At 72.3% G+C, this 23989-nt stretch carries 21 protein-coding genes and 1 pseudogene; 10 read left to right on the forward strand and 12 right to left on the reverse strand.

The window, feature by feature from the left end; genetic code table 11:
• Positions 1-136: 136 nt before the first annotated feature.
• Positions 137-676: a sigma-70 family RNA polymerase sigma factor gene (locus ACK4TT_RS02685; RefSeq protein WP_409638698.1), complete on the reverse strand. Its 540-nt coding sequence runs from the start codon at positions 674-676 to the stop codon at positions 137-139.
• A gap of 269 nt (positions 677-945) precedes the next feature.
• Here ACK4TT_RS02685 and egtB point away from each other — a divergent pair, with 269 nt between their 5' ends.
• The gene (gene egtB, locus ACK4TT_RS02690) at positions 946-3153 is read left to right on the forward strand and encodes an ergothioneine biosynthesis protein EgtB (protein WP_410212353.1); all 2208 of its coding nucleotides are present in this window, start codon (positions 946-948) and stop codon (positions 3151-3153) included.
• Here egtB and ACK4TT_RS02695 read toward each other — a convergent pair.
• The 5 genes from ACK4TT_RS02695 to ACK4TT_RS02715 form a co-directional block, all read right to left on the reverse strand.
• Positions 3150-3383 carry a general stress protein gene (locus tag ACK4TT_RS02695; RefSeq protein WP_409638692.1) on the reverse strand — a complete coding sequence of 78 codons (234 nt, stop codon included), beginning with the start codon at positions 3381-3383 and terminating at the stop codon, positions 3150-3152. The genes egtB and ACK4TT_RS02695 overlap by 4 nt on opposite strands.
• Positions 3384-3685: 302 nt before the next feature.
• Positions 3686-5023: an ATP-binding protein gene (locus ACK4TT_RS02700; protein WP_410212354.1), complete on the reverse strand. Its 1338-nt coding sequence runs from the start codon at positions 5021-5023 to the stop codon at positions 3686-3688.
• On the reverse strand, positions 5020-5769 hold the full coding sequence (locus ACK4TT_RS02705; protein ID WP_409638686.1) for a response regulator: 750 nt from the start codon (positions 5767-5769) through the stop codon (positions 5020-5022). Before ACK4TT_RS02705 ends, ACK4TT_RS02700 begins: the two co-directional genes overlap by 4 nt.
• A 54-nt stretch (positions 5770-5823) precedes the next feature.
• A complete protein-coding gene (locus ACK4TT_RS02710; protein WP_409638683.1) occupies positions 5824-6501 on the reverse strand; it encodes an MBL fold metallo-hydrolase in 678 nt (225 codons plus the stop codon).
• Between the two features lie 73 nt (positions 6502-6574).
• The gene (locus ACK4TT_RS02715; RefSeq protein WP_409638680.1) at positions 6575-8089 is read right to left on the reverse strand and encodes an amino acid permease; all 1515 of its coding nucleotides are present in this window, start codon (positions 8087-8089) and stop codon (positions 6575-6577) included.
• A gap of 126 nt (positions 8090-8215) precedes the next feature.
• Here ACK4TT_RS02715 and hrpB point away from each other — a divergent pair, with 126 nt between their 5' ends.
• Positions 8216-10648, forward strand: coding sequence for an ATP-dependent helicase HrpB (hrpB, locus tag ACK4TT_RS02720; RefSeq protein ID WP_409638677.1), 2433 nt, complete (start codon positions 8216-8218; stop codon positions 10646-10648).
• A gap of 7 nt (positions 10649-10655) precedes the next feature.
• Here the strand turns inward: hrpB and ACK4TT_RS02725 are convergent, their stop codons facing one another.
• The 4 genes from ACK4TT_RS02725 to ACK4TT_RS02740 form a co-directional block, all read right to left on the reverse strand.
• The gene (locus ACK4TT_RS02725; protein WP_409638674.1) at positions 10656-11090 is read right to left on the reverse strand and encodes a c-type cytochrome; all 435 of its coding nucleotides are present in this window, start codon (positions 11088-11090) and stop codon (positions 10656-10658) included.
• A 2-nt stretch (positions 11091-11092) separates the two neighbouring features.
• A complete protein-coding gene (locus ACK4TT_RS02730) occupies positions 11093-12685 on the reverse strand; it encodes a flavin monoamine oxidase family protein (protein ID WP_409638672.1) in 1593 nt (530 codons plus the stop codon).
• Positions 12686-12847: 162 nt separating this feature from the next.
• Positions 12848-13633: a TrmH family RNA methyltransferase gene (locus tag ACK4TT_RS02735; protein WP_409638669.1), complete on the reverse strand. Its 786-nt coding sequence runs from the start codon at positions 13631-13633 to the stop codon at positions 12848-12850.
• Positions 13630-14532, reverse strand: coding sequence for a class I SAM-dependent methyltransferase (locus ACK4TT_RS02740; protein ID WP_409638666.1), 903 nt, complete (start codon positions 14530-14532; stop codon positions 13630-13632). Before ACK4TT_RS02740 ends, ACK4TT_RS02735 begins: the two co-directional genes overlap by 4 nt.
• Before the next feature lie 181 nt (positions 14533-14713).
• On the opposite strand from ACK4TT_RS02740, the gene ACK4TT_RS02745 reads away from it, so the two are divergent.
• The 5 genes from ACK4TT_RS02745 to ACK4TT_RS02765 are packed head-to-tail and all read left to right on the forward strand — an operon-like array spanning position 14714 to position 18264.
• Positions 14714-15349, forward strand: a complete 636-nt coding sequence (locus ACK4TT_RS02745) for a TetR/AcrR family transcriptional regulator (RefSeq protein ID WP_409638663.1) — start codon at positions 14714-14716, stop codon at positions 15347-15349.
• 56 nt (positions 15350-15405) lie between these two features.
• Positions 15406-16137 (forward strand): ABC transporter substrate-binding protein, encoded by a 732-nt coding sequence (locus ACK4TT_RS02750; protein WP_409638660.1) that lies wholly within the window; start codon positions 15406-15408, stop codon positions 16135-16137.
• The gene (locus ACK4TT_RS02755; RefSeq protein ID WP_410212355.1) at positions 16134-17120 is read left to right on the forward strand and encodes a FecCD family ABC transporter permease; all 987 of its coding nucleotides are present in this window, start codon (positions 16134-16136) and stop codon (positions 17118-17120) included. Before ACK4TT_RS02750 ends, ACK4TT_RS02755 begins: the two co-directional genes overlap by 4 nt.
• Positions 17117-17878, forward strand: a complete 762-nt coding sequence (locus ACK4TT_RS02760) for an ABC transporter ATP-binding protein (RefSeq protein ID WP_409638654.1) — start codon at positions 17117-17119, stop codon at positions 17876-17878. The genes ACK4TT_RS02755 and ACK4TT_RS02760 overlap by 4 nt, the downstream gene beginning before the upstream one ends.
• Before the next feature lie 14 nt (positions 17879-17892).
• A complete protein-coding gene (locus tag ACK4TT_RS02765; RefSeq protein ID WP_409638651.1) occupies positions 17893-18264 on the forward strand; it encodes a hypothetical protein in 372 nt (123 codons plus the stop codon).
• 4 nt (positions 18265-18268) lie between these two features.
• Here ACK4TT_RS02765 and ACK4TT_RS02770 read toward each other — a convergent pair whose 3' ends face one another.
• On the reverse strand, positions 18269-20368 hold the full coding sequence (locus tag ACK4TT_RS02770; protein ID WP_409638648.1) for a transglycosylase SLT domain-containing protein: 2100 nt from the start codon (positions 20366-20368) through the stop codon (positions 18269-18271).
• Between the two features lie 159 nt (positions 20369-20527).
• On the opposite strand from ACK4TT_RS02770, the gene dapA reads away from it, so the two are divergent.
• From dapA to ACK4TT_RS02785, 3 genes and pseudogenes are all read left to right on the forward strand, one after another.
• A complete protein-coding gene (dapA, locus tag ACK4TT_RS02775) occupies positions 20528-21412 on the forward strand; it encodes a 4-hydroxy-tetrahydrodipicolinate synthase (RefSeq protein ID WP_410212356.1) in 885 nt (294 codons plus the stop codon).
• Between the two features lies 1 nt (position 21413).
• Positions 21414-21873 (forward strand): annotated as a pseudogene (smpB, locus tag ACK4TT_RS02780) (SsrA-binding protein SmpB); the annotation flags it as partial.
• On the forward strand, positions 21869-22600 hold the full coding sequence (locus ACK4TT_RS02785; protein WP_410212357.1) for a GNAT family N-acetyltransferase: 732 nt from the start codon (positions 21869-21871) through the stop codon (positions 22598-22600). The pseudogene smpB and the gene ACK4TT_RS02785, both read left to right, overlap by 5 nt.
• Before the next feature lie 3 nt (positions 22601-22603).
• Here the strand turns inward: ACK4TT_RS02785 and ACK4TT_RS02790 are convergent, their stop codons facing one another.
• A complete protein-coding gene (locus ACK4TT_RS02790) occupies positions 22604-23986 on the reverse strand; it encodes a M20/M25/M40 family metallo-hydrolase (RefSeq protein ID WP_409638639.1) in 1383 nt (460 codons plus the stop codon).
• Positions 23987-23989: the final 3 nt, after the last annotated feature.

The following is a 23989-nucleotide window of genomic DNA, read 5'->3' on the forward strand; positions in this document are numbered from 1 at the left end:
GCTTGTGGCCGCCCGCTCGCGCGTCCACAGCTAACCGAAGGCGTCGGCCGCGCCAACGACGGCGCGCATCGCGCTGACGCAGCGGAAGCGCCGCGCGACGGCGATGAGGGGCGGAATAGCCGGGGTGCGGCGGCGCCTAGGCCGAGCCGACCGCCGTCATGGATTCCAGCGCCATCACGCCGGTGGCGTCGTCGGCGTCCATGATCTTCAGGAGGCGCGCGCGCGCCCGGTTCACGCGGCTCTTGATGGTCCCAAGCGCACAGCCGCAGATCTCGGCCGCCTCCTCGTATGAAAGGCCGGCCGCGCCCACCAGGATCAGGGCCTCGCGGTGCTCGTCCGGAAGCTGCTGGAGCGCCGCCTGGAGGGCGCGCATGGCCACGCTCCAGTCCTGGGTCGGCGGCGACTTCAGGCCCTCGGCGTATTCGCCGGTCTCGTCCCGCACCTCGCGCCGCCGGCGGATCACATTGGTGTAGTAGGTGTTGCGCAGGATCGTGAACAGCCAGGCCCGCAGGTTCGTGCCCGGCTCGAACTTGTCGCGGTTCGACCAGGCCTTGATGAGGGTGTCCTGCACCAGGTCGTCGGCGTCCGAGCCGTTGTGGCTGAGCGACCAGGCGAAGGCCCGCAGCGCCGGGATAAGGCTCACCACTTCGTCCCGCCAGGTGAAGGTCGAACTCATGCTGTCCTCGCGGGCCCCGTCCGCTTGGGACCGTGGGCCGTTCGGGCCTGCCGCGCTCTGCTTCTCGGCGGTCGGTTGAACGCGCCCCCCTGCATCCCGTTCCGGGAATCGCACCGCCCGAACCCCCCGGATTCCGGGAACTTCGCCGGGGCGCCGCCGTTCGGAGAAAGGGGGCCGAGGCGGTTTTCCCCAGGGAAGCCCGCCACGTCCGGTTGTGGCCAGGCGCCTCGGCGCCCACATCAGCGCTCTGAGCGAGAGGGGAAGGCTCCATGGGCGATACCGAACCGACGACCGGCGCCCGCGCCCACCGGCCCCGGACCGCCGTTCCCGAGGCCCTGGCCCGCTACCGCGCCGTGCGCCATTCCAGCGAAGCGCTGATCCGCGCGCTGACGCCCGAGGACATGCAGGTCCAGTCGATGCCGGACGCGAGCCCCACCAAGTGGCACCTGGCGCACACGAGCTGGTTCTTCGAGACCTTCCTGCTGGTCCCGAACCTTCCCGGCTACCGGGTGTTCGACGCCCGCTTCGGCTATCTTTTCAACTCGTACTACGAGGCCGTGGGCCCGCGGCAGCCGCGGCCCGCCCGCGGCCTGATCACACGGCCCTCGGTGGACGACGTCCTGGCCTACCGCGCCCACGTGGACGCCGGCATGGCGCGGCTGCTGGAGAATGGAGCGGGCGAGCACGCCGCGCTCCTCGACCTGGGCCTCGCCCACGAGCAGCAGCATCAGGAGCTCATCCTGATGGACATCCTGCACCTGTTCGCCGCCTCGCCGCTTAGCCCGGCCTATGCGCCGCCGCGCGGCGAGCCGCGCCGGATCGCAGCGCCCCTGGACTACCTCGGTTTCGAGGGCGGCCTGGTGGAGATCGGCCACGCCGGCGACGGCTTCGCGTTCGACAACGAGGGGCCGCGCCACAAGGTCTGGCTGGAGCCATTCCGCCTCGCCGACCGGCTGGTGACCAACGGCGAATGGCTGGCCTTCATGGCCGACGGCGGCTACGCCCGGCCCGAGTTCTGGCTTTCGGAGGGCTGGGCGAGGGTCCAGGAGGAGGGCTGGCGTGCGCCGCTCTACTGGCGCGAGGGCGGGGACGGCTGGCTGGCCATGACCCTGCGCGGCCTGCGGCCCGTCGATCCCGCCGCCCCGGTCAGCCACGTCAGCTACTACGAGGCCGACGCCTACGCGTCCTGGGCGGGCGCCCGCCTGCCCACCGAGGCCGAATGGGAGCACGCCTCCGCCCAGGCCTGGCACGAGGGCGAATTCCTGTCGTCCGGCCGGCTCGTCCCGCAGCCGGCGTCCGCCGGCCAGGGCCTGCGCCAGATGTTCGGCGACCTCTGGGAGTGGACCCGCAGCGCCTACGGCCCCTATCCGGGCTTCAGGCCCGCCCGGGGCGCGGTGGGCGAGTACAACGGCAAGTTCATGTCCGGGCAGTTCGTGCTGCGGGGCGGCGCCTGCGTCACGCCCGGCGGCCACGTGCGGGCCAGCTACCGGAACTTCTTCTATCCCCATCAGCGCTGGATGTTCTCGGGCGTCCGCCTGGCCCTGGACGGGGCGGGCGAGGGGGCCAGCCTGCGCGACGACGTTCTGGAAGGCCTCGCCAAGGCCCGCAAACAGATCCCGCCCAAGCACTTCTACGACGCCGAGGGCTCGCGCCTGTTCGAGGCGATCACCGAGCTCCGCGAGTACTATCCCACCCGCACCGAGGTTGGCCTCCTGCGCCAGGCGGCGGGCGAGATCGCGGCGGAAATTCCCGACGGCGCCGCCCTCGTGGAGTTCGGCAGCGGGGCCAGCGTGAAGACCCGCATCCTCCTGGACGCCGCGCCCCAGGTGGCCGTCTACGCGCCCATCGACATCAGCGCCTCGGCGCTCGACGAGGCCGCCCACGCCATCCGCGCCGACTATCCCAGGCTGACGGTGGCGCCGTTGCGCGAGGACTTCACCACGGCGCTGGAGCTGCCGCGGGCCACGGCCGGGCGCCCCGTGGTGGGCTTCTTCCCGGGCTCCACCATCGGCAACTTCACGCCGGACGAGGCGCTCGACTTCCTGAAGGGCGCGCGGCGCCTGCTGGGCGAGGGTTCGGCCTTCCTGGTCGGCGCCGACCTCGTCAAGGACGAGGCGACGCTGGTCGCCGCCTACGACGACGCGCTGGGCGTCACGGCGGCGTTCAACAAGAACCTGCTGGCCCGGATAAACCGGGAGCTTTCCGGGGACTTCAACCTCGACGCCTTCGCCCACCGCACGGTTTGGAACGCGGCCGAGCGCCGCATCGAGATGCATCTGGTGAGCCTGAAGGACCAGGCGGTCACCGCGGCCGGCCGCACGTTCAGGTTCGCGGCCGGGGAAACCCTGCACACCGAGAACTCGCACAAGTTTACGCTGGATGGCCTGGCCGAGCTGGCGGCGAAGGCGGGATGGCGGCTCCAGCGGCGGTGGGTCAGCGCCCACCCCGCCTTCGCCGTCGTGCTCCTGAGAGCCTAGAGCCTGGGGCCTGGAGCCTGGGACTCGCGGCCGCGCGTGCGGCCGCCGCCGCGCGAGGCTTCGCCGCCCTTGCGGCCGGCCGAGGCGGCCAGGTCGCGGTCCTTGGCGAAGCTGCGCTTCTCGCCGGGCACGCTGGCGCCGCCCTTGCGGGCGATCTCGCGGCGACGTTCGGGGTTCATGGCGGCGAAGCCTCGGCGGGCCCGCGGCTTGCCGGATTCGACGGTGGGCATGGGGGCAACTCTCCTAATCGGGCGACGGGAGGGGGAGGTCGAGCGAGGCGCCCCCGGCCGGCCGCTCGTCGTCGCGCGGCCTTTCGGGTGCGGACGGCGGATCCTCCGCACGCCCACCTTGCGGGGGGACTTTGTCCTGACTGTGGTCTGGCTCGGACATGGCGCCTCACGGGGTCTGCGGTCAGGCTAACCACCGAGAGCCGATAGAGGTTGCGTGGGAACGCGCCCTATTCGCGCCTGAGGGCCTCGATGGAGTCCGGGCGCGGGGCCCGCCGGCGCCGAAAACGCGAAGGGTCGGCCCCTTAAAGGGGCAGGAGCACGCGGGCCCTCAGGCCGCCCCCGTCGCGGTTGTCCAGGGTCACGTCGCCGCCGTGGCCGCGGGCGATGGAGCGGACGACGGCCAGGCCCAGGCCGATGCCGCCGGTCTTGCGGCTGCGGGACGGTTCGCGGCGGTAGAACGGCTCGAAGACCCTCTCGATGTCGGAGACGGGAATGCCCGGGCCGTCGTCCTCGATCTCCACGACCGCGTTGGCCTCGTCGCGGAAGACGCGGGCCCGCGCCCCGCCGCCGAATTTCACGGCGTTCTCCAGCAGGTTGGCGAACAGGCGGCGCAGGGCCATGGGATCGCCCTCGACCACCACCTTCTCGCCGACCTCCATCTGGGTCTTGGCCCCGGTCTCGGCCATCTCGTCGCAGAGGCTCTCCAGCAGCGACGACAGCTCCAGCGGCGTCCGCTCGGCTGCCCGGGTCGTGTCGCGCACGAAGGCGAGGGTGGCCGTGATCATGGCCTCCATCTGATCGAGGTCGGCGGCGATCTTTCCGCGCTGCTCCTCGGGCAGGCCCTCGATGCGGAAACGCAGCCGGGTGAGCGGCGTGCGCAGGTCGTGGGCGATGGCGCCGACCATGGCCGTGCGGTCCTCGACGTAGCGGCGCAGGCGCTCCTGCATGTCGTTGAAGGCCCGGGCGGCGACCTCGATCTCCTTGGGGCCCTTGAGCTCCAGCGGAGCGGCCCGCGGGTCGCGGCCCAGCCGCTTGGCGGCCTTGGCGAAGAGCGTGATCGGCGCCGAGAGCCGCCGGGCGAAGATCCACGCCACCGGGGCCATGGCGAGCGCAGAGAGCACGAACCACAGCGCCAGCCGCTGCTGCCAGGCCGAAAGCCCGACGCCGGCCTGGGGCTCCACCACCTTCCAGCGGCCGTCCGGCTGGCGGATGCCCACCCGGAAGGGCTCGATCAGGAAGTGCTCTTCGCTGAAACCGGCCCGCTGGGCGCGGTCGCGCAGGATGCGGCCGACGCGGCGGTCCGAAAGCGGGCCGCGCTCGCCGGCGATCACCACGTCGGCGACGGCGACGCCCATGTCCCGCGCCAGCTTGGCGCGGATCTGGGGCATGTTGCGGCCCTCGAGCTCGGGCGAGGGCGGCTTCGCCTGCTCGCCCAACACGAGCGGGCGGCGCTCGGTGAAGACGGGGGGCGTCCCCTGGAACGTCCGCTCGATCTCGCCCAGCCGGTAGAAGTCCGGCACCGGCGGGGGCAGGGCGAACAGCAAGAGGATGCTGATGGCCCAGGCGGCCACCAGGGTCAGTCCGGTCAGCGTCAGGAGCTGGACGAAGAACGAGGCCGTCGGACGCCCCGCCGGGGTCATGCGCGCTTCACCTTGGCGGTGAACATGTAGCCCTCGTTGCGGATCGTGCGGATCAGGTCGTTGCCGTTGCCGCCGTCGTCCAGCTTGCGGCGCAGGCGGCTGATCTGGACGTCGATGGCGCGGTCGAAGGCGTCGCTGTCGGGGCCGCGGGCGAACTCCAGGAGCTGGTCGCGGGTCAGCACCCGCTGCGGCCGCTCCACGAAGGCGCGCAGCAGGGAGAACTCGCCCGACGACAGGTTCACCACCACGCCTTCCGGCGAGCGCAGCTCGCGCCGCACGAGGTCGAGCCGCCAGCCGGCGAACTCGCACCCGGCGCCCATGGCGCTCGAACTGCTGCGCTGCTCGGCCCGGCGCAGCACGGCGCGCACCCGCGCCAGCAGCTCGCGCGGATTGCACGGCTTGGCCAGGTAGTCGTCGGCGCCCAGCTCCAGGCCCACGATGCGGTCGGTGTCCTCGCCCATGGCCGAGAGCATGATGACCGGCGGCGCGGTTTCGGAGGCTGTGATGCGGCGGCAGATGGCCAGGCCGTCCTCGCCCGGCAGCATGACGTCCAGTACGATCAGGTCGACGGGGCCGCGTTCCAGAACCCGCTCCATCTCGGCGGAATCGCCGGCCGTCTCCACCTTGTAGCCGTGGCGGCCCAGGAAATCCGAGACGACGTCGCGGATGCCCGGATCGTCGTCGACCATCAGGATGCGGGCGCCCGTGCCCGGCATGTCAGCAGCAAGCTCCATGGCGCCCAGCATGGGCGGGCGCGGTAACGCGCGAATGTCCCGGCTGAAACGCGTGTGTCACCGCGTTTACTCGCCGGCCAGCACCGCGTCGGCCACGAACGGATTGGTGCGCCGCTCCTGGCCGAAGCTCGACATCGGCCCGTGGCCGGGGACGAAGCGCACGTCGTCGCCCAGGGGCCAGAGCTTCTGGGTGATCGAGGCGATCAGGTCGGCGTGGTTCCCGCGCGGGAAGTCCGTCCGCCCGATGGAGCCCTGGAACAGCACGTCGCCCACCTGGGCGAACCGCGCCTGCCGATGGAAGAAGACCACGTGGCCGGGTGTATGCCCCGGGCAGTGGATGACCTCGAACTCGGTCTCGCCGAGGCTCACCGTGTCCCCGTCGTGCAGCCAGCGGTCGGGGGTGAAGCTGCGCGCATCCGGCATGCCCCATTTGGCCCCCGAGGTCCCGATGTCGTCGATCCAGAACTGGTCGTCGGGGTGGGGGCCTTCGATCGGCGCGCCGGTGGCCTCCTTCAGGGCCGCGGTCCCGCCCGCGTGATCCAGGTGGCCGTGGGTGATCCAGATCTTCTCCAGCGTCAGGTCCTGGTCCTTCAGGGCCTGGAGGAGGCGCGGGACCTCGCCGCCGGGATCGATGATCGCGGCCTTCATCGTCTTCACGCACCAGACGATGGTGCAGTTCTGCTGGAGGGGCGTGACCGGCGCGATGAGGGCGCGGATGGGCAGGGGCGGAGCGGGAGCGTTCATGTCGCCCCCATGATCGGGGTTCGTGTCCCTAAAGAAAAGGCCCGGGACAATGCCCGGGCCTCTCCGTCTTTCGTCACTCGCCCGGGACGGGCGGCGGCGGGGCGTCCGGATCGAGCTCGTGCGTCTCGACCAGGCCGCGGCCCACGTGGCTGCGCGAGCGGCTGTAGCCGAAGTAGACCAGCAGGCCGATCGCCGCCCAGATCAGGAACAGCAGCTTGCTCTTCGGGTCCAGGCTGAAGAACAGGTAGACGCAGCCGGCCACGGCGATCGGGGCGGTGAGGTAGATCAGCGGCGTCTTGAACGGCCGGTGGCGCGTCGGGTCGGTCTTGCGGATCACCATGACGGCGATCGACACGGCCGCGAAGGCGAACAGCGTCCCCGAGTTCGAGATGTTGGCCAGTTGGCCCACGGGGAAGAACGCCGCGAACAGCGCCACCGCGACGCCGGTGATGATGGTGATCACGTGGGGCGTGTTGAACTTCGGGTGGATCTTGGAGAACGCGGCCGGCAGCAGGCCGTCGCGGCTCATCACGAAGAAGATGCGGGTCTGGCCGAACATCATCATCAGGATGACCGAGGGCAGGGCCAGGCCGGCGGCGAGGCCGATCAGGTTGCCGATCTGCGGCCAGCCGATGGAGCGCAGGGTCCAGGCCAGGGCCTCCTTCGAGCAGACGACGGCGCCGTCGCCGATGGCCGAGCAGGCGGCGGCCAGCTCGCGGCTGCCCGGCTCGAGGTGGGCGCCGTTGGCTCCCATCAGCGGCTGAGCGCCCACGGTGCCGATCACGCCCGCGGCCACAAGCAGGTAGAAGATGGTGCAGATGCCGAGCGAGCCGATCAGGCCGATGGGCATGTTGCGCTGCGGGTTCTTGGTCTCCTCGGCCGCCGTCGAGACGGCGTCGAAGCCCACGTAGGCGAAGAAGATCGAGGCCGCCGCCGCCGAGATGCCGGCGAAGCCGAGCGGGGCGAACGGCGTGAACTGCTCCATCTTCATCACCGGCACGGCCAGCACGATGAACAGGGTCAGGGCCGCGACCTTGATGGCCACCAGGATGGCGTTGACCGTGGCGCTCTCCTTGGTGCCGATGACCAGCAGCCAGGTGACCAGGCCCGCGATGCCCATGGCCGGCAGGTTGATCAGGCCGCCGTCGAACGGACCGAGGGTGAGCTGGGCGGGAATGTCTATCCCGAACGAGGCCTCGATCAGCCCCACCACATAGCCGGACCAGCCGACCGACACAGCGCCCGCGGCGACGGCGTATTCCAGGATCAGGGCCCAGCCGACCATCCAGGCCACGAGCTCGCCCATCACGGCGTAGCTGTAGGTGTAGGCCGAGCCGGAGACCGGCACCATCGAGGCCATTTCCGCGTAACAGAGCGCGGCCACGGCGCAGACCACGCCGGCGATGACGAACGACAGCATCATGCCGGGGCCGGCCTTCTGGGCCGCCTCGGCGGTCAGCACGAAGATCCCGGTCCCGATGACCGCGCCGATGCCCAGCATGGTGAGCTGGAAGGCGCCCAGCGATCTGTGAAGTGACTTCTTCTCCGCGGTCGCCAGGATCGCGTCGAGCGGCTTAACACGCCACATATTCCCTCCGAGCAGCGGCCCCCCGGCCGCCGTTGAATTAGCTGGCGCGGACCGTTGCGTGCTTGGCGCCTCTAGGTCAAGCGGCAAGGCTGGCGGGGGCGGGCGCCATTCGCTAGAGCCGCCGGGATGCTTCCGGTCCACGACATCCTGCCTGAGTTGAAGGCGCGGCTCGCCCGGCGGAACGCCGCCGTGCTCGTGGCGCCGCCCGGGGCCGGCAAGACCACCGTGGTTCCGCTGGAGCTGTTGGGCGAATCCTGGGTCGGGGACGGGCGTATCGTCGTGCTGGAGCCGCGCCGGCTGGCGGCCCGCGCCGCCGCCCACCGCATGGCCCAGACGCTGGGCGAGCCGGTGGGGGGCACGGTCGGCTACCGGGTGCGGATGCAGTCCAAGGTCTCGGCCCGCACGCGCATCGAGGTGGTCACCGAGGGCGTCTTCACCCGCATGATCCTCTCCGACCCGGAGCTGGCGGGCGTGGCCTGCGTGATCTTCGACGAGTTCCACGAGCGCAGCCTGGACGCCGACCTGGGCCTGGCGTTGGCCCGCGATTCGCAGGGCTTGATCCGCGACGACCTGCGCCTCCTCGTCATGTCGGCCACCCTGGACGGCGCGGCGGTCGCCCGCCTGCTGGACGACGCCCCGGTGGTGGAGAGCCAGGGCCGCGTGTTCCCGGTCGAGACCCGTTACCTCGGCCGCGACGAGACCCAGCGCCTGGAGGACCGCGTCGTCCGCGCCGTCGAACGGGCGCTCTCGGAGGAGACCGGCAGCCTGCTCGTCTTCCTGCCCGGTCAGGGCGAGATCCTGCGCACCGCCGAGCGCCTCCGCGAGCGCCTCCGCCGGCCGGACGTGGACGTCGATCCGCTCTACGGCGCCCTCGATCCGAAGGACCAGGACCGGGCCATCGCGCCCGCGCCGCCGGGCCGCCGCAAGGTGGTGCTGGCCACCTCCATCGCCGAGACCAGCCTGACCATCCAGGGCGTGCGCGTGGTGATCGACGGCGGCCTGGCCCGCGTGCCCCGCTACGATCCGGCGAGCGGCCTGACGCGCCTGGCCACCGTCCGCGTCAGCCGCGCCGCCGCCGACCAGCGCCGCGGCCGGGCGGGCCGCACCGAGCCGGGCGCCTGCTACCGCCTGTGGGACGAGGCCGAGACCCGGGCGCTGCCGGCCTATGGCGATCCCGAGATCCTCGACGCCGACCTCTCGGGCCTGGCCCTCGACCTCGCCCGCTGGGGCGCCAAGGACCCCAGGGACCTGGCCTTCCTCGATCCGCCGCCGGCCGCCGCCTTCGCCGAGGCCCGGGCCCTGCTGCGGAGGCTTGAGGCCCTGGACGGCGAGGGCGTGCTGACGGCCCACGGCCGGGCCCTGTCCGACATGCCGCTCGCGCCCAGGCTGGCCCACATGGTGTTGAAGGCCGCCGACACCGGCCAGGCGGTCCGCGCCGCCCGCATCGCCGCGCTCGTCACCGAGCGGGGCCTGGGCGGCCGCGACGCCGACCTGCGCCATCGCCTGGAGCAACTCGACCGCGATCGCTCGCCCCGGGGCCGGGACGCCCGGGCGCTGGCCGATCGCTGGGCCGCGCTGGCGGGCCGACAGGGCAGGGGCGAGCCGCTGTCCGACGGCCTGCTGCTGGCCTTCGCCTATCCCGAGCGGGTGGCCAAGGCGCGCGGCGGTCAGGGGGAGTTCCAGCTCGTCAGCGGCCGCGGCGCCTTCGTGGAGCCCACCGACGCGCTCGCGCGTGAGAAATGGCTGGCGGTGGCCGAGCTGGGGGGCGGGGACCGCCGCGACCGCATCCTGCTGGCCGCGCCGCTGGAGGAGGCCGAGCTTTCGGCCTTCGCCGACCAGTTCGAGGTCGAGGAGCGCCTTGAGGAGAGCGGCGGCGGGCGCCTTCGCGCCAAGCGGCTCACCCGCCTGGGCCGGCTCACCCTCCGCGAGGAGGTGGACGACAATCCCGACCCGGCGCTCGTCGCCCGGGCGCTGGCCGACCGGGTCCGGCGCGAGGGCGTGCGCGTCCTGCCCTGGAGCGCGTCCGCCGAGAGCCTGCGCGAGCGGGTGGCCTTCCTGCGCGCCCGCGACCCCGCCTGGCCGGACCTGTCGGACGCCGCCCTCGTCGAGACGCTGGACGACTGGCTGACCCCGCTGCTGGCGGGCGTCCGCTCGCTCGCCGCCCTGAAGCCGGACGTCCTGGACGGCGCGCTCCGCACCCTCGTCCCCTGGGACCTGCAGCGCCGGCTGGAGGCCGAGGCGCCGGCCCGCTGGACCGCCCCCACCGGCAACAGCTTCGCCATCGACTACGCCGCCGAGGCGGGCCCTCGCGTGGACGTGCGCGTGCAGGAGGTGTTCGGCCTGTCCCAGCATCCGACCGTGGGCGGCGTCCCGCTGACGCTCAGCCTGCTCTCGCCGGCCCATCGGCCGATCCAGACGACCCAGGACCTGCCGGGCTTCTGGAGGGGCTCGTGGAAGGACGTCCGCTCGGACATGCGCGGGCGCTACCCCAAGCACGTCTGGCCGGAAGACCCGGCCCAGGCCGCCCCCACGGCCCGGGCCAAGCCGCGCGGGGCCTGATCGCGCTCTAATGGCTGGGCGTCGGCGGCGCGGGGGCCAGCGCCGCCACGTCGGCCGCCGTCACCGGCTTCGCATAGGCGTTGCCGAAGTGGGTCCGCACGTAGCCGATCACCTCGGCCATCTGGGCGTTGCTCAGCATGCCCGTGAAACCCGGCATGGCGCCGGCGCCGCGCGTCACCACCATGATCGGATAGGCCGCCGCCGACAGCTTCGGATTGTCCGCCAGGGCCGGGATGGACCCGGCGCCCGTCCCTCCCTTTCCATCGGCCATGTGGCAGGCCTGGCAGATCCGCTCATAGACCTCGGCGCCCGTCGTGGGCTGGCGATAGCGGACCACGCCGCCGCCGGTGTCGCCACCCCCAGAAGCTTGGGCCGGCGCCTGGGCCGCCGCCGGGACGGCCACGGCGGCGAGCGCCGCCGCGAACAGGAGGGATCGCGTCATCGTCAGGCCTCCAGGGCGCGCTTGTGCAGGCGGGTGATGGCGTCGAGCGACGAGAGCAGGGCGCCCTCCATCCAGCAGCCGACGTACGAGGCGTGCTCGCCCGCCAGGACGATCCGCCGGTCCATGGCCACAAGCGTCTGGTAGTGCTCCTTGCGGGTCTCCTCGCTCCAGCGGGCGCAGCAGCCCAGCGCCCAGGGCACCCGGCTCCACGCCACCGACGCCCCGGTCATGAACTCCTTGCGGTAGGCGCCGGGGTGGATCACCGAGCCCTGCGCCAGGGCCACCTCGATCCGCTGCTCGGGCGTCATGCCGGCCAGCCAGTAGGCCCCGGGCTCGCGGGCGAAGGCGCCCAGGAGCACGGCGGGCCCCCGGCCGAAGAGGTCGTTGTTGGGATAGGAGATCAGGCCGATCTCCTGGTCCGTGAAGCTGTGGCCGCCGTAGATGGAGTCGTCCTCCTCCCAGAACCGGCGGCGCATCTCCAGGCCGATCTTCACCTGGCCCGAGTAAGGGACGGCGCGGATCGCGGCCATCATCTCGTCGGTCACCTGCATGTCGATCTGGCTGAGGATCGAGAGCGGGATGGTGCAGACGCACCAGTCGGCCTTGGCGGTCTGGACCGTGTTGCTGGCCGTGTCGGTGTAGGTGACCTCCACGCCCTTCCGGTCCTGAGCGATCCTGCTGACCTTGGCGTTGTAGGTGATCAGGTCCTGGACCTGGCGGGCGAAGGCCTTGCCGATCATGTCCATGCCGCCCACCGGCTGGAACATGGTGGTCTGCATCTCGTGGCCCATGAAGAAGCTCATCGAGGTCCACACCTGCGGGTCCAGCACGTCGTGGAAGTCGAGCAGGGGCGAGGGGATCGGCGCGCCGTTCACGCCGCCGCCGGGCGGCCGCTCGTAGCCCCGGTGCGCCGACGCCCGGAGGCTGGAGACATACCGGTAGTCCTTGTCCAGCATCCCCCAGCCGCGCAGGGCTTCCAGCAGCCGCTCGCGGTCCTCGGCCGTGACCGCCTCGTCCAGGGCGTTCTGGTTGATCGACTTGGCCAGCAGTTCGGCGACGTTGCCCTCGAAATCGGCCTTGGCCGCCTTGAAGCGCACCGGCTTGCCGCCGAACGCCGTCGAGGAGTGGATGTAGGTGTTGTGGTTGAACTGGATGAACGGCTCCAGCGCCACGCCGAACTGGCGGCAGTAGTGCAGCAGCGTGCGGTGGTGGTGCGGGATGCGCCAGGGGCCGGGGTTCAGGTAGTTGCCGGGCTGGAAGCCGATCTTCTGCGTGGCGCCGCCCAGCTCGGTGTAGGTATCGCCGCCGCGCAGGCTCCAGTTGCGGCCGCCCGCCCGGTTCTGGAACTCCAGGATGCGGACCTTGTAGCCGGCCTTGGTGAGCTCATAGGCCGCCAGCAGCCCGGCCAGCCCCGCGCCCAGCACCAGCACCGTCGCCCCCTTGCGCGCGCCGGAGAGGTTGGGAGGCCCCGTGAACTGCGTCTCGGCGGCGTGGCCCAGCGTGGTCATGGCCTGGTAGAGCGCGGCCGTGCCGCCCGCCAGCGCGATCGCCGACAGCAACTGTCGTCGCGTCGTCCTCTGGACGCCTGTCCCCATCTGTCGAAATCCCCTCTGCGGCCGTTCCGGCGCGTGCGTCCAAGGGGTAGCGAGGCCCGCCGCGTCCGCCCCAGGGGGAACGGGGTTCGAACGGCCTCAATTCTCCGGAATGCGAATTTCTCGGCGCCGCCATGCGGCCGCTGCGCAGGGAACGGGCGCCGCTCAGGCCGTGGCGGCGTAGATCATGATGCCCGTGGCCACCGACAGGTTGAGGCTGTCGGCCCGGCCGCGCATCGGGATCTTCACATTCAGGTCGGGCAGGGCGGCCATCTCGGGCGTCAGGCCCTGCTGTTCGTTGCCCATCAGGATCAGCGCCGGCTTGCGGTACTCGGCGGTCGCGTGGCTGTGGGTGGCGGTGAGCAGGGTCCCCACCACCGAGCCCGGCCAGCCCCTCCGCCAGGCGGCGAACTCGGCCTCGCTCGCCTTCGACAGCGGCACGGCGAAGATCGACCCCATGGTCGCCCGCACGGCCTCCACCGAATAGGGGTCGCAGCACTCGCCCACCAGGATCACCCCGCCGCAGCCGGCCGCATCGGCCGTGCGCACGATGGTCCCCAGGTTGCCGGGATCGCGCACCCGGTGCAGCGCCACCCAGCAGTCGGCGGCCCTGGGGTCGATCGCCGACAGCGGCCGGAACATCTGCGGGAAGACGCCCACCACGGCCTGCGGATTGTCGCGCTTGGAGATCTTGGCCAGGATGTCCTGCGTCACCTCGATGACCTCGCCGCCTGCGCCCCGCGTGGCGTCCGCCGCCCGCCTCAGCAGGGGATGCTTGGCCGCCTCCGGGCCGTACATCAGGATCTTCGGTGCGTGACCGGTGTCGACGCCCTCGATGACGTGCTTCAGGCCCTCGGCCAGGAACAGGCCCGTCTCGTCGCGGTCCTTGCGCAGGTGCAGCGCCCGGACGGCCTTCACCGTGGGATTGCTGAGCGAGGTGACGGCCCTCATGCCGGTCCCCCCGACGACCACCGCCCGTAGAAACTCATGCCGATGGCCCGCTCCCCGCCGTCCTCCACGAGGGCCAGTTCGCCCCAGTCGATGCGTCCGCCGCGGCCCGCGAGCTTCTCGGCCAGCAGGCCCGAGAGCGCGGCGCCCGAGATCCGCTCGGCATAGGCGTTGAGGATGAGGAAGGAGGCGTTTTCCGAAAGAAGTTCGGCGCATAGCCCGGCAAGTTCAGGCAGGTCCTCGAACAGCCGCCAAACCTGCCCGTCGGGTCCGCGCCCGTACTTCGGCGGGTCCAGGATGACGCCGTCGTACTTCGAGCCCCGCCGCACCTCGCGCTGCACGTAGCGGCGGGCGTCCTCGACGATCCAGCGGATCGGCCGGTCGGCCAACTTGGAGAGCTCGGCGTTCTCCCGGGCCCAGGCGACGGCCTTCTTCGAGGCGTCCACATGGGTGACGGCGGCCCCGGCCGCCGCCATCACCAGGCTGGCGACGCCGGTGTACCCGAAGAGGTTCAGCACCTTCGGCTGTCCCGCCGCCCGAACCTTCTCGTCCAGGAACGCCCAGTTGGCCGCCTGCTCGGGAAAAAAGGCCAGATGCCGGAAGGCCGTGAACCGCCCCAGGAACCTCGCCTCGCCCCAAGAGAGCGGCCAGGATTCCCTGGGCTTGCCCTGGAAGCGCCAGCGTCCGGCGTCCTCCTCGTCGGTGGGGTCGAAGACGGCGTCGGCCTTGTCCCACAGGGCGGGCTTGCGCGGCGTCCACAGACATTGCGGCTCGGGGCGGATGACGGTGTAGGAGCCGTAGCGTTCCAGCTTGCGGCCGCCCCCTGAGTCCAGCAGGGCGTAGTCCGCCCAGCCTTCGGTGCGCATCACGCCGGGCGCGTCGGCGACAATCGGGCGGCTCATGGGCGCCTTGAAGCGCAAGCCGGGCGCGCCGTCCAGCCCGGCCCCCGCCCGCCCGATGAAAACCGGCCGCGAAGCCCAAGCCAGTCAAGCACTTGGCGTCCGCCTTCCCCCACGGGAGTCTTGCCAGGGCCGCCGATTTGGGGTCCCTAAAGCTCAAGGGGAGCTTGGGGAAGTGAGTGAAGTGACTGCTTTGGGGACCACGACGCGCAAGAGCGCGCGCAAGGCCAAGGGCGATGGCCACCTGCGGCGGGCCGAGATCCTGGAGGCCGCCGAACGCATCTTCGTGGCCGAGGGCTACGAGGGCGCGACCATCCGCAAGATCGCCGACGAGGTGGGGGTCTCCTCGACCGCCCTCTACATGCATTTCCCGGACAAGGGCTGCATCCTCCTCGAGATCTGCGAGCGGACGATCCGCGACCTGCTGGAGAGGAACCGCGACATCGCCGCCAAGCCGCTGGACCCCGTGGTCCGGGTGCGGATGATGCTCGACGCCTACATGCGCTGGGGGCTGGAGCATCCGAACGCCTACCAGCTTGTCTATTGCGTCCCGCGTCCGGTATCTGCGGTCCCCTGGCCGGAAGGCACGGCGGACCTGAGCCGACAATGCTACGAGATCTTCTCCGGCGTGGTCCGCGAGATCGCGGCGACGGGCCGCCTGCGCACCGGCGGCGCCGACTCGGCCGCCCAGGCGCTGTGGATGGCTTGCCACGGCGTGGTGGCCCTGATGACCTCGCGGCCCGGCTTCGAATGGGCCGACAGCGAGGAGCTGATCCAGGTGATGCAGGAAGGCGTCCTGAACGGCCTGGTCATCGACTGATCCTGGGCGCGGCCCTGGCCCTGGCGTTCGCCGGGTCCGCCGCCGCCGCTCCGCGCGTGCTCTCCCTCGACCAGTGCGCCGACCAGTACGTCCTGGCGCTGAGCCCACGCGAGGCGATCGTGGGGCTGTCCACCCGCGCGGATGACGCCGACTCCCGCCTGCGCGCGCTGGCCAGGGGCCTGCCGAAGCGCCGCGTCGACCTTGAGAGCGCCCTGGCCGTCCGGCCCGACGTCGTGGTCCGCTATTGGGGCGGCGACCCGCGTCTGATCGCGGCCCTGGAACGGCGCGGCGTCCGCGTGGTGACCATCCCCGAGGCGCGAGGGTTCGACGAGGTCCGCGCAAGCATCCGCAAGGTGGCCGCCAGCCTCGGTCGCGGCGCGGCCGGGGAGGCCCTGGTCGCCCGGATGGACGCCCGCCTGGCCGCCGCGAGCGGGGCGTGGAAGGGCGCGAGCGCCGTCTATCTCACGCCCTCCGGCGTCACGGCCGGCCCCGGCGCCCTGGTGGACGCGGTGCTCCGCGCGGCCGGCATGGTGAACGCCGAGACCCGGCCGGGCTACCACATGGTCTCGCTCGAACAACTCGCCCTCGACCCGCCGCGGGCGGTGGTGCTCGGCTTCTTCGACACCTTCCAGCTCGCCGGCGACACCTGGGGCGTGGGCCGTCACCGGGTGCTCCAGCGCCTGGCCCGCGAGCGCGCCGTCGCCAGCCTTCCGGGCGCCATGCTGGGCTGCCCCGACTGGGGGGCGGCCGAGGCCGCGGCCCTGCTGGCTGCCGAGGCCCGCCGGTGAGGACGCTCGCCCTCAACCTGGGCCTTCTCGCCCTTCTGGCCGCGCTCGCCGTGGCGGGCCTGTTCCTGGGCGAGACCCGGCTGTCGGGCGCCCAGGTGGCCCAGGCCTTCGCCGATCCCGCCTCGGGGCCGGGCCAGGTGCTGTTCGCCATCCGCCTGCCGCGCACCGCCGCGGCCCTGGTGGTGGGCGCCGCCCTCGGCCTGGCCGGCGCGGTGATGCAGGGCCTGCTGCGCAATCCGCTGGCCGATCCCGGGGTGCTTGGCGTCTCGGGCGGCGCGGGGCTGGGGGCGGCGCTCGCCATCTCCCTGGGCTTTGCCGCCACGCCCGGGGCCATCGAGGGCGCGGCGCTGGGGGCGGCGCTGGCCGTGGGCCTGGCGCTCACCTGGCTCGCCGCGCGGTTCCGGGAGCCCGAGACCCTGATCCTGTTCGGCGTGGCGCTCTCGGCCTTCGCGGGCGCGCTGACCTCGCTGGTGTTCAACTTCTCGCCTTCGCCGGTGACCCTGGCCGAGGTGTTCGCCTGGCTGCTGGGCTCGGTGGAGAACCGCGACTGGGGCGACATCGCCCGCCAGCTCCCGGCCCTCGCCGCCGGAGCCGCGCTCTGCGCCTACGCCGCCCGGGGCCTCGTCATGCTGACGCTCGGCGAGGAGGCCGCCGCGCTCTCGGGCCTGCCGATGACGAGGCTGCGGGCCGCCGCCGTGGCCGGCGCCTCGCTGCTCGCCGGCGCCTCGGTGGCCATGGCCGGCATCGTGGGCTTCGTGGGCCTGGCCGCCCCGCACCTCGTCCGGGCAGGGGCGGGGGCCGACCCCGGCCGCATCCTGCTGCCCTCGGCGCTGGCCGGCGCGGGCCTGCTCGCCGCCGCCGACATCGCCGCGCGGGTGATCCCCACCGACCTGGAACTGAAGCTGGGCGTCGTCACGGCGCTGTTCGGCGCGCCGCTGTTCGCGCTGATCGCCTGGCGGGCGGCTCGGAGCTGGCGCGGATGACCCCGGCGCTCGCCCTCCGCGGCGTGGCCGTCCGCCGCGGCCGCGCCCTGGTGCTCGACGGCGTCAGCCTGGAGGCCCGCCCCGGCGAGGTGCTGGGCGTCCTGGGCGCCAACGGAGCCGGCAAGACCACCCTCCTGCGCGCGGCGCTCGGCCTCGCGCGCCCGGAGCGGGGGCGGGCCGAACTCGCGGGCCGCGAGGTCCTGGCGCTCAGCGAGCCCGCCCGCGCCGCGCTCTGCGCCTACCTGCCCCAGGAGCGCCACTTGGGCTGGAACATGACCGCCTGGCGGGTGGCGAGCCTGGGCGCGCCGTCCGTCCCCGCCGCCGAGGCCCGACGCCGCGCGCTCGCCGCCCTGGCCCGCGTGGGGCTGGCCGGCCTGGAGGATCGGGGTGTGCTCGAGATGTCCGGCGGCGAGCGGGCGAGGGTGCTGCTGGCCCGCCTGCTGGCCGCCCGGGCGCCGCTGCTGGTCGCCGACGAACCCATCGCCGGCCTCGACCCCGACGCCCAGCTCCTGGTGCTGGAGCTGTTCCGCGAGGAGGCGGCGCGGGGCGCGGCCGTCGTCGTCACCCTGCACGACCTGGGCCTTGCGGCCAGGTTCTGCGACCGCTTGATTGTGCTGAACGAGGGGCGGATCGAGTCCCAGGGCCTACCCCGGGACGCGCTAACGCCCGAGGTGCTCGCCCGGGCCTTCCGGCTCGATGGACGTTTGGAGGAGACCGCCGCCGGGCCGGTCGTGGCGGCGCGCAGAGGGGGACGCTGATGGAGATTCAGGCCATGCGGTTCGCGCGGTGGGTGTTCCTGGCGGCGGGGATCTACGGGATCGCGGTGATCGCGCCGATGTACTTCCTCGAAGGCGCCCAGGCGGCGCAGGGACGGCCGGTGTCCCACCCGGAACTCTGGTACGGCTTCGCGGGCGTGACGCTCGCCTTCCAGGTGTTGTTCCTGATCGTCTCCCGCGACCCCGGCCGGCTTTGGCCCGCCATGGTCGCCTGTATCATCGAGAAGGTGAGCTTCCCCGCCGCGGTCCTGCCGCTGTTCCTGATGGGCCGCACGCCCTGGACCGTGGCCGGCTTCTCGGCCATCGATCTCGTCTGGGCGGTGCTGTTCTTCCTGGCCTACGACCGGGTCCGCAAGCTGCCGACGTGAGGTTTCAGGGGCTCGCCGTCACCAGGGGTTGGGGGGCCGAATAGCCGTAGGCCCCGCGCTTCAGGTCGCTGGACAGCGTGATCGGGGCCGAGCCGCCGTTCAGCTTGGCCCGGTACACCTGCATGTTCTCCATGACCCGCATCACGTAGTTGCGCGTCTCCGAGAAGGGGATGCACTCGATGAAGTCGAGGGGATCGGTGCTCCCGCCGCGCGGGTCGCCGCAGTAGGCGGCCCATTGGGGCGGGCGCCCGGGACCGGCGTTGTAGCCCGCGGCGGCCATGATGTACGAGCCGGAGAACCGGTCGACGAGCTGACCCAGGAAGGCCGAGCCCAACTGCATGTTGTGGTCCGGGTCCCACAGCATCTCGGTGGAATGGTTCACGCCGATGCGCTTGGCCACGTGGGCCGCCGTCGCCGGCAGGAGCTGCATCATGCCCCGCGCGTCGGCGCCCGAGCGCACCCGGGGATCGAAACCGCTCTCCTGGCGGGTGATGCCCAGCACCAGGGCCGGCTCCGGCCCTCCGGCCACGGTGGGCGGCGTGCGGTAGGGATAGCCCCGGTCGGCCAGCACCAGGCCCCGCTGCGCGGCGGCCCGGACGGCCTTCATCGAGGTGTCCTGGTCGCCGTAGCCGCGGATCAGGTCCACCAGCAGGGCGGCCTCCTGGGTCGTCGGCACGATGTCGTCGATGTGCAGGGCGAAGACCCGGAACAGGTCCCGCTGGCCCTGATCGGCGAACAGGCGCGCGGCCTGGACCACCTCGCGGCCCTCGAAGCGGGCGCGGTCGGCGGCGGTGGGGACGGGATCGGCCGGCAGGGTGAGCCGCAGGCCCAGCTTCTCGGCCGAAAGCTGGCCGTAGAAGGTCGTCAGGTGCTGGGCGCCCTGGCTGTAGAAGGCTTCCGCCGCCCTCTGGTCGCCCCGCGCCTCGGCGGCGCGGCCCTGCCAGTAGAAGGCCCGGCCCTTGGTGATGGGCGAGGAGCCGATGCGCTCGATGGCCGCGAAGTGGCGCGCCGCCGCAGCCGGGTCGTTCAGCCGGGTCAGCGCGATCCAGCCGGCGTAGAACTCGGCCTCGGTGGCGTCGGTCCCCTCGGTCAGGCCGGAGTTGGCGGCGGCCTGGTAGGCCCCGCGCCAGTCGCCGTTCTTCATGGCCGCCAGCGTCAGCCGGCGGCGCTCGTCCCACATCTTCTGGGCCTGCTCGTCGGTGACGAGGGTCTTGGGGAAGTAGGCGATCTGCGTCAGGGCGATGGTGTCCAGGCCCTTGCGGCGCATGTAGGCCGCGCGCTCGAAGGCCACGCCGGGAGAGGTCTGCGCCTCGGGGGGCAGGGCGGCGAACAGGTCGTTGGCGTTGGCCGCGTCCGAGCGGAAGGCGATGCGGGCCAGCGCGGCGGCCTGCTGGTCGGCGGGCAGCATGGCCACCATCTCGCGCGCCGCCGGTCCCTGCGGCCCGTAGAGCAGGATGTCGGCCCGGCGGACGTGGTCGTCCATGGTCAGAACGTCGGAGAAGCGGGCCAGCATGCGCCGCTGGGCGTCGGCCTCGAAGCTCTTGCCGCGCCACCACGCCCGGATCAGGTCGGCGGCCTCCTGGTGGCGGCCGCTCATGCGGTAGGCGGCGGCGAGCGCCATGGCGCCGTAGGCGGTCTGCGGCGGCTGGCCGGCGAACCACTCGACGACCTGGGCCGGGGTCTTGCCGGAGGTCTCCAGCAGCTTCTCGGCGGCCGCCTGGCGGCGCAAGGCCCGCGGCCAGCCGGCCAGCTCGCGCCGGGCGGTGTCCACCTCGAAGAAGCTCAGCGAGTCGGCGCAGGCGTCGACGAGCGCCCAGGTCGCCGCCTTCTTGGCCAGCGGATCTGAGATCGCCGCGATGGCGACCCGGGCGCCCGAGATGTCCGCGCGCCGGGCGGAAGCCAGCGCCTGGGCGAAGGCCGACTGGTCGGCGGCCGACAGGGGCCGCGTTACGGTCTGCGGAACGGGCGCGGGCGCCGTCTGGGTCGCGGGCGCGGGGCGCGAAAGGAGGTCGCCGATCGGGTCGGCGGGCTGCGCGCGGGCCACTGCGGCGGCCATGGCCACGAGGCTCACGGCGAGGAACGCTTTGCGGGTCTTGGAGTCCAACCTCTCCCTCGACACCCTTCTCCCCGACACTCCGGGGCGCCAAATACGAACGGAATCCGGACGGAATCCGCATTGCGGGCCAAGCCCGCGCCAACATATTGTCCGCCCAAATCTGAACGTCGCCCCAACAAGCGGCATCTTCACGGCTTTTTGCACACCATGTCCGAACCTCTTTTCCGGGGGGTCCTGCCCGCCCTCGTGACGCCGTTCCGCAACGGCCAGGTCGACGAAGACGCCTTCGTGGCCCTGGTCGAGCGCCAGATCGACGGCGGCGTCCATGGCCTCGTGCCCGTCGGCACCACGGGCGAGACGGCCACCCTCAGCCACGAGGAGCACCGCCGCGTCGTCGAACTCTGCGTGAAGACCGCCCGGGGCCGCGTGCCCGTGGTGGCCGGTGCGGGCTCCAACTCCACGGCCGAGGCCATCGAGCTGGTGCGCCACGCCAAGGCGGTGGGCGCCGAGGCGGCCCTGGTGGTGACGCCCTACTACAATCGTCCGAGCCAGGAGGGCCTCTACGCCCACTACAAGGCGATCAACGACGCCGTGCAGCTGCCGATCCTCGTCTACAACGTCCCCGGCCGCACCAGCGTGGACATCTCGAACGAGATCCTGGTCCGGCTGTCGAAGCTGCCGAACATCGTCGGGGTCAAGGACGCCACCTCCGACCTCGTGCGCGCCAGCTTCCAGCGCCTGCACTGCGGCGAGGACTGGGTGATGCTGTCGGGCGACGACCCGGTGGCGCTGGGCTACATGGCCCATGGCGGCCACGGCTGCATCTCGGTGACCGCCAACGTGGCGCCGGAACAGTGCTCCGCCTTCTATGAGGCCGTGATGGCCGGCGACTGGCCCGCTGCGCTGCAGTGGCAGGACCGGCTGGTGCGACTGCACAAGGCGCTGTTCGCCGACGCCTCGCCGGCCCCCACCAAGTTCGCCCTGGCCCACCTGGGCCTCTGCTCGGACGAGACCCGCCTACCGATCACCCCCTGTTCGGAACCCGCCCGCACCGAGGTCCTGGCCGCCATGCGGGACGCGGGCCTGATCTGACATGGCCGGGAAGCTGATCGCCGAGAACCGGCGGGCGCGGTTCGACTACTTCATCGAACAGATCTTCGAGTGCGGCATCGCCCTGACCGGCTCGGAGGTGAAGTCGCTGCGCAACGGCAAGGCCAACATCGCCGAGAGCTACGCGGCGGTGGAGGGCGACGAGATCATGCTGGTCAACGCCGACATCCCGCCCTACGCCCAGGCCGGCCCGCACTTCAACCACGAGCCCCGGCGCCACCGGAAGCTGCTCCTCAAGCGCCGCGAGATCGACCGGCTGATCGGGGCGGTCCAGCGCGAGGGCCTGACGCTGATCCCGACCAAGCTCTACTGGAGCGACAAGGGCCTGGCCAAGCTCGAGATCGCGCTGGCCAAGGGCAAGAAGATCCACGACAAGCGTGAGACGGCGGCCCAGCGCGACTGGCAGCGGGACAAGGCCCGGCTGATGCGGGAAAAGGGGTGATCGACCCGGCCGACGTCGAGTCCATCGAACGGGCCACGGTCGAGGCCGTCGCCCCGCCGCGGGTGCTGGAGATCGGCGGCTGGCTGGTCCCCCTGGACGCCGGGACCGTGGGGCGGGCGAAATCCGCCGTCCCCCTGAGCCACGACGCCACGCCCGACGCCTTGGACGCCATCGTCTCCGCCTATGAGGCCCGCGGCCTGCCGCCCGCCTTCCGCATCGCCGACGAGGAGGGCCTGACCCCCGTCCGCGCCGCCCTGGAGGCCCGGGGTTTCGTGGGCCGCCAGCCGACCTGGGTGAAGCTGGCCGACGCGCTCACCGTCGCCGGCTACCGCGATCCGGCCGCCGAGCTCATGCAGGCGCCCGACGCCGCCTGGGGCGAGGTGTTCGTGGGCGAGGGCTTCGATCCCGCCGACGGCGCCCATCGGGTGGCGGCGCTCACCCGCTCGCCCGACGCCCTCTACGGCGTGGTGCGCGAGGACGGCCGCACCGTGGCCGTGGGCGCGGTCAGCTTCGGCCACGGCTGGGCGGGAATTCACGGCTTGCGCACGGCCCCCTCGCATCGGGGACGGGGATGCGCCGGCGCCATCCTGGCCGCCTTCGCCACGGCGGCCCTGGCGCGCGATATTCGGCGCGTCTTCCTGCAGGTCGAGGAGGCCAATCCCGCCCGCGGCCTCTACCGGAAGGCCGGTTTCGAGGCCGCGTGGCGGTACCGCTACTGGGGGCGCTGAGTCCTACCTCGCCAGGTCGCGGATCAGCGAGTTCCAGTGGTCCAGCGAGCCGTCGATGGCCGCCACCGGGGCCTTCTCGTTCAGGCCGTGGGCGTAGGCCTGGCCCTGTTCCATGAACAGGCCCGAGACGCCGTAGCTCGGCACGCCCTTGGCCCGGAAGTGCATGGAGTCCGAGGCCCCCGATTCCTGCCACGGCACGATGGCCAGGCCCGGGTAGCGGGCGTGCACCGCCTTCTTCACCGCCGCCATCACGTCGGCGCGCAGCGGCGAGGCGGGACTGTCGATCGAGCCGTCGTCCATGCGGGTGACGGTCGCGGTGGGTTCGGCCATCACCTCGACCAGGGTCTGGCGCACGCTTTCCGAGGACACGCCCGGGAAGATGCGGCAGTTCACCGTCGCCTGGGCCTTCTGCGGCAGGGCGTTGGCCGCGTGCCCGCCCTCCAGCATGGTTGCCACGCAGGTGGTGCGCAGGATCGGATTGTAGTCCGGGACCTTCGACAGGGTGGCGATGGCCGCTTCGTCCTTCGGGTTCGCCGCGAAGGCCCGCAGCGCCGCGCCGACCGGGCCGCCGACCTCCTTGCCCTCGGCGCCCAGGGCCGCGCGGGTGATGTCGTTCGACATCACCGGGAACTGGTAGTCCGACAGCCGGTTCAGCGCCCGGCTGAGCCGGTAGATCGGGTTGGTGTCGGTCGGCCGGCTGGAGTGGCCGCCCGGGTCGGTGAAGGTCACGTGGAAGTCGGCGTAGGTCTTCTCCGCGCCCTGGACGCCGTAGGGCAGCGGCTTGCCGTCCTTGAAGCCGCCGCCGCCGCCGTCCGAGTTCAGCACCAGCTCGGCGTCCTTCAGCCGTTCGGCGAGGACGGCCGTGGTGGCCATCATGGTCTCCTCGTCGCCCGACAGCGCCAGGACCACGTCGCGGCCCGGCGTCCAGCCCTGCTTGCGCAGGTCGGCCAGGGTGGCGACCACCATCGAGACGTCGAACTTGTTGTCCACGGCGCCGCGGCCGTAGATCCAGCCGTTCTCGACGACGGGCGTAAAGGGATCGCGGGTCCAGTCCGCCGCCTTGGCCTCGACCACGTCCATGTGGCCCGAGATGACGATCGGCTTCTTCTTGGGGTCCTTGCCGGGATAGCGGGCGATCAGGAACGCCGTGCCGTTCATCGGCTCGATGGTGATCTCGCCGTCCTTGTAGCCGGCCGCCGTCAGCACGCCCTTGATGTACTCAGCATAGGCGACCGTCTGGCCGGCGCCGGCCACCGTCCGGTAGCTGATGCCCTTCGTCAGGATCTCCAGCGCCTGGTCGTGCAGGCCCGGCGGCGGCTTGGCCGCAGCGGGTGCGGCGATGGCGAGGACGGCGGCCGAAACGGCCAGGGTGCGAATAAGGGACACGCG

Source organism: Phenylobacterium sp. (assembly GCF_046463815.1).
In the GTDB taxonomy this organism is placed as follows: domain Bacteria; phylum Pseudomonadota; class Alphaproteobacteria; order Caulobacterales; family Caulobacteraceae; genus Phenylobacterium.